Consider the following 10,772-nt stretch of genomic DNA (forward strand, 5'->3'; position numbering starts at 1 on the left):
GGTTGCGCGGGGCAGGGGGGCAGCCCATATCTGGGCGCAAATTCCAGCCGAGAGGTCTGTTCGATGCGTCTTGTCCTCGCGTTTTGTCTGTCGCTGTGGCCGCTGCCTCTGCTGGCGCAAGAGGTGCCGGAAAGTCAGGGGCAGATCACCCTGTCCTTTGCGCCGGTGGTGAAGATGGCAGCACCAGCGGTGGTGAACATCTATGCGACGGTGGTGGTGCAGGATCGGGGGCCCTTTGCGGGCGATCCGTTCTTTCAAGATTTCTTTGGCAATATGCAGGGCTCGGCCCGGTTGGAAAACGCGCTGGGGTCGGGGGTGATTGTCGGGGCGGATGGGGTGGTGGTGTCGAACTATCACGTGATCGAAAACGCGACGGAAATCCGGGTGGTTCTGACCGACAAGCGGGAGTTTCAGGCCGAGGTTCTGCTGGCGGACAAGGACAGTGATCTGGCGGTGCTGAAACTGGCGGGGGCGGCGGATCTGCCGGTCTTGCCGTTGCGGGACAGTGATACGCTGGAGGTGGGCGATCTGGTGCTGGCCATCGGGAACCCGTTCGGGGTGGGGCAAACGGTGTCGTCGGGGATCATTTCGGCGACGGCGCGGTCAGGATTGTCGATTGGGTCGGGTCGGGGGCTGTTCTTGCAGACGGACGCGGCGATCAATCCGGGCAATTCGGGTGGGGCCTTGGTGGATATGCAGGGGCAATTGGTGGGGATCAACACGGCGATCCTGTCGCGGGGGGGCGGGTCGAACGGGATCGGCTTTGCAATTCCGTCGAACCTGCTGCGGAGCTTTATCGACCAAGCGCAGGCGGGGGAAAGCCGGTTCCAGCGGCCTTGGGCGGGGATGACAGGGCAGCCGGTGGATGCGGCGCTGGCGGATGCTTTAGGGATGGTGCGGCCCGAGGGGATGGTGATTTCGGAACTGCATCCGGAAAGCCCTTTTGCCAAGGCGGGGCTGCGGCCGGGCGATGTGATCGTGTCCCTGAACAATCAGCCGGTGGGCAGCCCGCAAGAGGCGATTTTCCACATGTCGGCGGCGGGAATCGGGGCGATGGTGGATGTGGGCTATGTGCGGGAAGGCGCGGCGTTAGTCGCGTCGCTGACGCTGATCGCGCCGCCGGATGTGCCTGCGGCGGAACCGGCCACGGTGATGGGGGATGTCGCCTTGCAGGGGCTGACGGTGGCGCGGGTGAACCCGCGCGTGGCGGCGGATTTTGATCTGGAGGCGACGGCAGAGGGGGTGGTGGTGATCGCGCTTGAAAGCTATGCGGCGCGGTCGGGGTTGCGGCCGGGGGATGTGATCGTGGCGATCAACGGCCTGCCGGTCGGCAGCCCGCAGGAGGTGCTGGCGGCGGCGGGACTGTCCAGCCGCCGGTGGGTGATTGATGTGGTGCGCGGCGGACAGCCGTTGCGGATCGGGTTTCGGTTTTAGGGCGGACAAATTCTTTGGCCGCGGTTGATTGATGCGCGAAGGGCCGTGTCCGGCCTTGGGGGGCGGCGGGCGCGGTCCGGCTGGTCGCCGGACGGGGCGTGTGATCAGCCTCAGTCCAACAAGCCGAGCAAGACGTCAAAATGCCATCGTGGCCTGCACGGCGCGTTGCCAGCGGGTATAACGGGCGTCGCGGGTGCTTTCGTCCATCTGCGGCGTGAAACGGCGGTCGAGGGCCCAGCTTTGGCTGAACTCCTCGGGTCCGCCACAAACCCCGCTTTGCATCCCCGCCAGCCAAGCCGCCCCAAGGGCGGTGGTTTCCGTGACCTTGGGTCGGTCCACCGGGGCGCCCAGAATGTCGGACAGGAATTGCATCGTCCAATCGCTGGCGGTCATGCCGCCATCCACCCGCAACACCGCCTGCGCGCCGCCCGCCCAATCGGCCTGCATGGCGGCCCAAAGATCGCGGGTCTGAAAACCCACGCTTTCTAGGGCGGCTTTCGCAAATTCGGCGGGGCCGGAATTGCGGGTCAGGCCGAACACGGCCCCCCGGCAATCGGGTTGCCAATAGGGCGCGCCAAGGCCGGTGAAGGCGGGGACTAGGACAAGATCTTGGGCAGGGTCGGCCGCATCGGCAAGGCCCTGGGTTTCCCCCGCCGCGCGGATCACCTTTAACCCGTCGCGCAGCCATTGAACGACGGCCCCGGCGATGAAGATCGACCCTTCCAGCGCATAGGTGGGCTGGCCTTTCAGTTGATAGGCGATGGTGGTCAGCAAGCGGTTTTGTGAGGCGACGCGGGTTGTGCCAGTGTTGAGCAAAGCAAAGCAGCCCGTGCCGTAGGTGGCCTTCAGCATCCCCGGCGCGAAACAGGCTTGGCCGACGGTCGCCGCCTGCTGATCGCCCGCGACCCCGCGAATGGGGATGGCGCGGCCGAACAGATCGGGGCGGGTCAGGCCGAAATCATCGGCGCTGTCGCGGACCTGCGGCAGCATGGACAGGGGCACGCCCAGAGCCTTGCAAAGGTCGGCATCCCATGCGCCCCGGTCGATGTTGTAAAGCATGGTGCGGGCGGCGTTGGTGGCGTCGGTGGCATGGACGGTGCCAGCCGTCAGTTTCCAGATCAGCCAGGAATCCACGGTGCCAAAGGCGAGTTCACCGCGTTCGGCGCGGGCGCGGGCTCCGGCCACGTTGTCCAGAATCCAGCCAACCTTGGTGCCCGAGAAATAGGGGTCGAGCAAAAGCCCGGTGCGTTCGGTGACCATCGGCGCTAGGCCCTGTTCGGCCAGACGGGCGCAGATGGCGGCGGTGCGGCGGTCTTGCCAGACGATGGCGTTATAGACAGGCTCGCCCGTGGCGCGGTCCCAGACGACCGTGGTTTCGCGCTGGTTGGTGATGCCGATGCAGGCGATGTCGGCCGCCGTCAGCCCCGCCTTTTCCAGCGCGGCGCGGGTGGTGGCGGCGACAGTGGCCCAAAGATCGGAAGGGTCATGTTCGACCCAGCCGGATTGGGGGAAATGCTGGGGGAATTCTTCCTGCGCGCTGGCGATGACCTTAAGGCCCGCGTCAAAGACGATGGCGCGTGAGGATGTGGTCCCCTGATCAATGGCTAGGATATGGCCCATCGTCCCCCCGAAATTCTGCCTGTGAACAGGCCCGCTTTAGGGCGCATTCAAAGACAGAAAAGCGGGCGAGGGAAGCCCCCCGCCCGCAAATCGCCCTTGGCTTACTGCCAGGACTTGATCAGCTCGTCATAGGAAACCGTTTCGCCCTGCGGCTTTTCGTTTTCCAGTTTCGCGACCGGGGCACCGGGGGCATCCAGCCAGACTTGCGGGTCTTGCTCTTCGTTCAGTTTCGGGCCGATGTCGCCCTGAACGCCGGCGCGTTCCAGACGTTCGAGAACCTTTTCCTGCTCCATGCACAGCGAATCGAGCGCTTCTTGCGGGGTTTTCGCCCCGGCCATAGCGTCGCCGATGTTCTGCCACCAGAGTTGGGCCAGTTTCGGATAGTCTGGGATGTTGGTCCCCGTGGGCGACCACTGAACGCGGGCCGGGCTGCGGTAGAATTCGACCAGCCCGCCGAGTTTCGGGGCGCGTTCGGTGAAGGACGCGTGCTGAATCGTCGATTCCCGAGCAAAGGTCAGGCCAACATGGCTTTTCTTCACATCGACGGTTTTCGAGGTAACGAACTGGGCATAAAGCCAAGCCGCCTGTGCGCGATCGACCGGGGTCGATTTCATCAGCGTCCAGGAACCCACGTCCTGATAGCCGATCTTGGTGCCCTCTTTCCAATAAGCACCGTGGGGTGACGGTGCCATGCGCCATTTCGGCGTGCCGTCTTCGTTCATGACCGGAAGGCCGGGTTTGACCATGTCGGCGGTAAAGGCGGTGTACCAGAACATTTGCTGGGCAATGTTGCCCTGCGCTGGAACGGGGCCTGCCTCACCGAAGGTCATGCCTTGTGCCTCGGGCGGGGTGAACTTTTGCAGCCATTCGATGGCTTTGGTCACCGCATAGACCGCCGCCGCATCATTGGTGGCCCCGCCACGCGCGACGCAAGAGCCGACAGGACGGGAGTTTTCATCGACGCGAATGCCCCATTCATCGACGGGAACGCCGTTCGGTTCGCCCACGTCGCCCATGCCGGCCATGGACATCCAGGCATCGGTGTAACGCCAGCCAAGGCTGGGGTCTTTCTTGCCATAGTCCATGTTGCCAAAGACGCCCGTTTCCGGCCCGCCCGCATAGGACATATCGCGCCCGGTGAAGAATTCGGCGATGTCCTCATAGGCCGACCAGTTGACCGGAACGCCAAGATCATAGCCGTATTTGGCTTTGAAATCGTCTTTGGTTTTCTGATCGTTGAACCAGTCGTAGCGGAACCAATAAAGGTTGGCGAACTGCTGGTCGGGCAGTTGGTAAAGCTGGCCATCGGGGGCGGTGGTGAATTTCGCCCCGATGAAGTCGGCCAGATCCAGGCCGGGGTTGGTGACGGAAGCGCCTTCGCCGGCCATCCATTCGGTCAGGCTGCGGGCCTGTTGATAGCGCCAATGGGTGCCGATGAGGTCAGAGTCGTTGATATAGGCGTCATAAATGTTTTCGCCCGACTGCATTTGCGTTTGCAGCTTTTCAACGACATCGCCTTCGCCGATCAGGTCATGGGTGATCTTGATGCCGGTGATGGCGGTAAAGGCCGGGGCCAGCACCTTGGATTCATATTCGTGGGTGGTGATGGTTTCGGATACGACCTTGATCTCCATGCCTTGGAAAGGCTGGGCCGCGTCGATGAACCATTGCATTTCGGCCTCTTGCCCCGCCCGGTCAAGGCTGGACTGATCGCCGATTTCGGCATCGAGGAAGGCTTTCGCCGCCTCCATGTCGGCCCAGGCAGGCAGGCCGAAGGCCATCATCGCAAGCGCGATGGCGGTGGATGTGTGACGCAATCTCATTGGTTCTCCTCCCAAATGTTGCATTCGTTTTCGGGGGTATGGTCGCGCCCCAGTCGCGTCTTGGTCCTGATCACACCCAGCGAAAGACTGCTGCGGAAAAGATCAGGCAAAGGATCAGGCCGAACCAGACAGGTGGGCCAAAGACAGCCAGCCAAGCGGTCGCCAAGAACGCCGAGCCGAGAAGGGAAATGAACAAGCGGTCGCCGCGCGTGGTTTCAATGCGCAGGATGCCGGTGCGGGGTGTTTCGGGATAGTTGATCGCGAGCACGGTCATGGTGACGAGCAGGCAAGCGATGATCCAGAAGAAGAGGGCGGTGACAAGGGTCCAGGCCATCCAACCGCCTTGGATCATGGGGTCGGTGAAGCTGATCCCGTCGTCGGAGCGGGGGGCGACGGCGAAGAGGGCCGCGAGGATGGCGAGCATCAGGGCGGCGAGGCCGATGATGGCGGTGCGGTTGATGGGACGTGTCATCACACCCTCCCCAGGGCGAAGCCCTTGGCGATGTAGTTGCGGACGAAGTAGATCACCAAAGCACCCGGGATGATGGTCAATATTCCGGCGGCGGCCAGAACGCCCCAATCCATGCCCGAGGCTGAAACGGTACGGGTCATGATGGCGGCGATGGGTTTGGCGTCGGTGGTGGTGAGGGTGCGCGCGAGCAGCAGTTCGACCCATGAGAACATGAAGCAGAAGAAGGCGGCGACGCCGATGCCGGAGGCGATCAGGGGCATGAAGATTTTGACAAAGAAGCGCGGCCAAGAATAACCGTCGATATAGGCGGTTTCGTCGATCTCTTTCGGAACGCCGCGCATGAAGCCCTCCAAGATCCAGACCGCCAGCGGCACGTTGAACAGGCAATGCGCCAAGGCGACGGCGATATGCGTGTCGATCAGGCCAAAGGCGGAATAGAACTGAAAGAAGGGCAGGGCGAACACGGCCGGGGGGGCCATGCGGTTGGTCAAGAGCCAAAAGAACAGATGCTTGTCGCCCATGAAGCGATAGCGGCTGAAGGCATAGGCGGCGGGCAGGGCCACCGTGATCGAAATCAGCGTGTTCAGCCCCACATAGATCAGGCTGTTGACGTAACCCATATACCAGGACGGATCGGTCAGGATCGTCTGGTAATTGCGAAAGGTCAGGTCGGCTGGCCAAAGGGTGAAGGTGGAGGTGATTTCGGTGTTGGTCTTCAGGCTCATCATCAAGAGCCAATAGATCGGCAGCAGCAGGAAGATCAGATAGGCCAGCATCACAAAGGCGGATGGTTTCACGCGCATCATTTGCCCCCCTCGGCCCGGTCAAGGTTGGTCATCACGGTGTAGAAGGCCCAAGAGACCAGCAGGATGACGAGGTAGTAAAGGATCGAATAGGCGGCTGCCGGGCCAAGGTCGAATTGGCCTGTCGCCATTTTGGCAAGGTCAACCGACAGGAAGGTGGTGGAATTGCCGGGGCCGCCGCCTGTGACGACGAAAGGCTCGGTATAGATCATGAAACTGTCCATGAAGCGCAGCAGGATGGCGATCATCAAGACGCCGGCCATTTTCGGCAGCTCGATATAGCGAAAGACGCTCCAACGGCTGGCTTGGTCGATCTTGGCGGCTTGGTAATAGGCCTGTGGGATGGATTGCAGACCGGCATAGGCCAGCAGGGCCACCAGCGAAGTCCAGTGCCAGACATCCATCACAATGACGGTGATCCAGGCGTCCAAGGGATCGTTGGTGTAGTTGTAGTCGATGCCCAAGGCGGCGAGGGTATGGCCCAGAAGGCCAATGTCGACGCGGCCAAAGATCTGCCAGATGGTGCCCACGACGTTGAAGGGGATCAGCAAGGGCAGGGCCATCAGGACCAAGCAAAGCGAGGACCAAAAGCCGCGCTTGGGCATGTTCAGCGCGATGAAAATGCCCAAGGGCACCTCGATCGCCAAGATGATGGCCGAGAAAATGGCCTGCCGGAACAGGCTGTCGTGCATCCGTTCGGAATGGATGGTGTCGTCGAACCAATCCAACCCCGCCCAGAAGAATTCGTTGTTTCCGAACGTGTCCTGCACGGAATAGTTCACCACGGTCATTAAGGGAATGACGGCGGAAAAGGCCACCACGATCAGGACAGGCAGCACCATGAACCAGGCGCGGTTGTTCTGGGTCTTGTCCATCAGACGGCCCCCCCTTGCGGTGCGATGCGCCAGTCATCGGCATAGACGTTGATTTTATTGGGCTGAAAGCTGGCCTTCGGATCGGCGGGGATCGTGGCGCCTTCGTCCAGAATGGCGTTCACCGGCTTGCCCGCGATGGAACCGCGCACGATGCGGTGACGGCCTACGTCCTCGACGCGGGTGACGGCATAGGGCAGGCCTTCCGCACCCAAGGTCACAAACTCAGGCCGGATGCCAATCTGGGTGCGGCCTTGGAGGACGGGGTAGGCCGCACCCAGAGGCACCGTGCCATCCGGCAGCACGGCGTGGGATCCGTCGATCTGGGCGTCCAGCAGGTTCATGCCGGGTGAGCCGATGAAATAGCCGACAAAGGTATGGGCCGGGGTTTCAAACAACTCCTCTGGCGTGCCCATCTGCACGACGCGGCCTTCGTGCATCACGACGACCTTATCGGCAAAGGTCAGCGCCTCGGTCTGATCATGGGTCACATAGATCATCGTATGGCCAAACTCGCGGTGCAGGGATTTAAGCTGCGTGCGGAGTTCCCATTTCATCTGCGGGTCGATGACGGTCAGCGGTTCGTCAAACAGGATGGCGTTCACATCCTGCCGGACCATGCCGCGGCCAAGGCTGATCTTTTGCTTGGCATCGGCAGTCAGGCCGCGCGCCTTGCGGTCCAGCACATCGGTCATGCCGATCATCTGGGCGATGGATTGGACGCGCTGGGAGATCACGCCCGCCTCCATCCCGCGATTGCGCAGGGGGAAGGCGAGGTTGTCGCGGACGGTCATCGTGTCATAGACGACGGGAAACTGGAAAACCTGCGCAATGTTGCGTTCGGCAGTGGGGGCATCGGTCACGTCGCGGTCGCCGAACAGAACGCGGCCATGGCTGGGGCGGACAAGGCCCGAGATGATGTTCAGAAGGGTGGTCTTGCCACAGCCCGAAGCGCCCAGCAGGGCATAGGCCCCGCCGTCCTGCCAGACGTGATCCATTTCCTTAAGGGCATAGTCACCCGGCCCCTTGGGCTGGGGCAGGTAGGAATGGGCGAGTTTGGAAAGCGTGATCTGCGCCATTCATGCGGCCCTTGCATAGGGGGCGGGGGCGGCCAGACGCCCCTCGGTGTCGAAAAGGTAGATATAGGCGGGGTCCAGATGGACGGTGACATCCATGCCGGGGGGCATGTCTTGCACACCATGAACAAGGCCGACCCAAGGCTCGCCCTGATGATCGAGATGCAGGAAGGACTCGGAACCCGTGATTTCGGTGACCTTGACCTTGCAGGCAAAGGGCAGGCCGGGGCCGTGCAGCGACAGGTGATTGGCGCGGAAGCCCGCCTGATAGCGGCCATTGGGCAGGCCTTCGGGGGCTTTGGTGCGGGTGCTGCCAAAGTCGATTTCGCCGCCGGACACTTGGCAGGGCAGGAAATTCATCGGCGGGTCGCTGAACACGCGGGCGGTCAGGGCATCCTGCGGCTGGCGGTAAACCTGCGGGGTGGGGCCGAATTGGGTGATGCGGCCCTGATGCAGGGTGGCGGTGTTGCCGCCCAGAAGCAGGGCCTCTTCGGGTTCGGTGGTGGCATAGACAAAGATCGCGCCCGAGGCCTCAAAGATTTTCGGGATTTCGACGCGGAGTTCCTCGCGCAGTTTGTAGTCGAGGTTGGCGAGGGGTTCATCCAGCAGAACCAGTTCTGCGCCCTTAACCAAGGCGCGGGCGAGGGCGCAACGCTGTTGCTGGCCGCCCGACAGTTCCAGCGGCTTTCGCGTCAGCATCGGCGTCAGTTTCAGCATTTCGGCCACGGCTTTGACGCGGCGGTCGATTTCGGCCTTTGATGCGCCTGCAATCCGCAGGGGGGAGGCGATGTTGTCGTAAACGCTCATCGCCGGGTAATTGATGAATTGCTGGTAGACCATCGCCACCTGACGGTCCTGCACGCGCTGGCCGGTGACATCCTGCCCGTTCCACAGCACACGGCCCGCGCTGGGCTTGTCCAATCCCGCCATCAGCCGCATCAGGCTGGTCTTGCCGGAAAGCGTTGGCCCCAGCAGGACGTTCATCGTGCCGCCTTGCAGCACAAGGTCGGTCGGGTGGATATGCACCCGCCCTTCGACCACGCGACCCACCCCTTGCAGTTCCAGCGTCATGCCTGCTCCCTCATGAACACTTCAATCGCGGCCACCTGATCCGCCGTCAGACGCAGCCCCAGCTTTGACCGGCGCCAGACCACATCGCCCGCCTTGCGCGCCCATTCCCGGCCCATCAGCCAGCGCAGTTCGCGTTCGGTCAGCGTTGCGCCAAAGTTGCGGCCCAGATCGCTGGCCGCTTTCGCGTCACCCAGAACCGCCCAAGCCTCGGTCCCATAGGCGCGGATCATACGCCCGGCCCAGTAATCTGTCAGGAAGGAATAATCAGCCTTCAGTTGCGCGATCTTGGCCTGCACCTGATCATGGCCAAAGTCACCGCCGGGCAGGGCGACCCGTGCTGTCCAAGCGGCTTTGGCCTGCGGAAAGAAGGGGGCCAGTTTCAGCAGGGCGTTTTCGGCCAGACGGCGATAGGTGGTGATCTTGCCGCCAAAGACGTTCAGAAGCGGCGCACCGTTCTGATCAAGGCTAAGGACATAATCCCGCGTCGCCGCCGTCGCCGATTTCGCGCCGTCGTTATACAGCGGGCGGACGCCGGAATAGGTCCAGACGATATCGGCCCGCGTGACGGGCTTGCGGAAATACTGGCTGGCAAAGTTGCAGAGGTATTCCTGTTCCTCGACCGTGCAGATCGCCTCGCCCGGTTGACCCTGATGGTCTTTGTCGGTGGTGCCGATCAGGGTGAAGTCTTGTTCATAGGGAATGGCAAAGATGATGCGGCCATCGGTGCCTTGGAAGAAATAGCATTTGTCGTGGTCATAAAGGCGTTTCGTCACGATATGGCTGCCGCGCACCAGGCGGATGCCTTCGGTCGAATTGATCTTGAGCGTGCCACGGATCACATCCTGCACCCAAGGGCCGCCCGCATTGACCAAGGCGCGGGCCTTGTGCGTGGCGGGGCCGTCCGGGCCTTGGACGGTCACTTCCCAATGGTCGGCATGGCGCTGGGCAGAGGTGACCTTGGTGCCGACCATCACCTTTGCGCCGCGCGCTCGGGCGTCACGGGCGTTCAAAACGACAAGGCGGCTGTCTTCGACCCAGCAGTCGGAATATTCAAAGGCCTTGTGGAATTTCGGGTTCAGAACAGCCCCCGCCGGATCGCGCGTCAGATCCAAAGTGCGCGTGGCGGGCAGGATCTGGCGGCCGCCGAGGCGGTCATACATAAACAGCCCCAGCCGGATCAGCCAGGCGGGACGGCGACCCTTCATCCAAGGCATAAAGCGCGACAACAGGCGGCTGGTGGGCGTGTCGCCTTCAAACCGCATGTCGGGGTGATAGGGCAGCACGAAACGCATGGGCCATGAAATATGCGGCATGGCGACCAAAAGCGTTTCGCGTTCTTTCAGCGCCTCGCCCACCAGACGGAATTCGAAATATTCCAGATAGCGGAGGCCGCCGTGGAACAGCTTGGTCGAGGCCGAGGAGGTCGCCTGCGCCAGATCACCCTGTTCGGCCAGAACGACCGAAAGACCCCGTCCCGCCGCATCGCGTGCGATGCCACAGCCGTTGATCCCCCCGCCGATCACAAACAGATCGACCATATCCTTGTCGGACTGGCTCACGTTTCTCTCCTCGCTCCCGGCCCCAGTTGCGCCAGCTTGGCC

General features: G+C 62.4%; 9 protein-coding genes. 1 reads left to right on the forward strand and 8 read right to left on the reverse strand.

The features are described 5' to 3' along the window. Positions 1-63: 63 nt before the first annotated feature. Positions 64-1,434, forward strand: a complete 1,371-nt coding sequence (locus IE095_RS07375) for a trypsin-like peptidase domain-containing protein (RefSeq protein WP_189410994.1) — start codon at positions 64-66, stop codon at positions 1,432-1,434. Between the two features lie 135 nt (positions 1,435-1,569). Here the strand turns inward: IE095_RS07375 and glpK are convergent, their stop codons facing one another. The 8 genes from glpK to glpD all read right to left on the reverse strand — a co-directional run bounded on the left by glpK (position 1,570) and on the right by glpD (position 10,709). Then, positions 1,570-3,054, reverse strand: coding sequence for a glycerol kinase GlpK (gene glpK, locus IE095_RS07380; RefSeq protein WP_189410995.1), 1,485 nt, complete (start codon positions 3,052-3,054; stop codon positions 1,570-1,572). A 101-nt stretch (positions 3,055-3,155) separates the two neighbouring features. Beyond that, positions 3,156-4,877 (reverse strand): ABC transporter substrate-binding protein, encoded by a 1,722-nt coding sequence (locus IE095_RS07385; protein WP_189410996.1) that lies wholly within the window; start codon positions 4,875-4,877, stop codon positions 3,156-3,158. 70 nt (positions 4,878-4,947) lie between these two features. Further along, positions 4,948-5,229 carry a DUF2160 domain-containing protein gene (locus IE095_RS07390; protein ID WP_308428882.1) on the reverse strand — a complete coding sequence of 94 codons (282 nt, stop codon included), beginning with the start codon at positions 5,227-5,229 and terminating at the stop codon, positions 4,948-4,950. Positions 5,230-5,348: 119 nt separating this feature from the next. Further along, positions 5,349-6,152, reverse strand: a complete 804-nt coding sequence (locus IE095_RS07395) for a carbohydrate ABC transporter permease (protein ID WP_189411242.1) — start codon at positions 6,150-6,152, stop codon at positions 5,349-5,351. Then, the gene (locus IE095_RS07400; protein WP_189410998.1) at positions 6,152-7,027 is read right to left on the reverse strand and encodes a carbohydrate ABC transporter permease; all 876 of its coding nucleotides are present in this window, start codon (positions 7,025-7,027) and stop codon (positions 6,152-6,154) included. The genes IE095_RS07395 and IE095_RS07400 overlap by 1 nt, the downstream gene beginning before the upstream one ends. After that, complete coding sequence (locus IE095_RS07405) at positions 7,027-8,103, reverse strand: ABC transporter ATP-binding protein (protein ID WP_189410999.1); 1,077 nt, start codon at positions 8,101-8,103, stop codon at positions 7,027-7,029. The genes IE095_RS07400 and IE095_RS07405 overlap by 1 nt, the downstream gene beginning before the upstream one ends. Then, on the reverse strand, positions 8,104-9,171 hold the full coding sequence (locus IE095_RS07410) for an ABC transporter ATP-binding protein (RefSeq protein WP_189411000.1): 1,068 nt from the start codon (positions 9,169-9,171) through the stop codon (positions 8,104-8,106). It abuts the gene before it with no gap. Next, the gene (glpD, locus tag IE095_RS07415; protein ID WP_189411243.1) at positions 9,168-10,709 is read right to left on the reverse strand and encodes a glycerol-3-phosphate dehydrogenase; all 1,542 of its coding nucleotides are present in this window, start codon (positions 10,707-10,709) and stop codon (positions 9,168-9,170) included. Before glpD ends, IE095_RS07410 begins: the two co-directional genes overlap by 4 nt. Between the last annotated feature and the right edge of the window lie 63 nt (positions 10,710-10,772).

Origin of the sequence: Neogemmobacter tilapiae, assembly GCF_014652215.1 — a bacterium.
GTDB lineage: Bacteria > Pseudomonadota > Alphaproteobacteria > Rhodobacterales > Rhodobacteraceae > Neogemmobacter > Neogemmobacter tilapiae.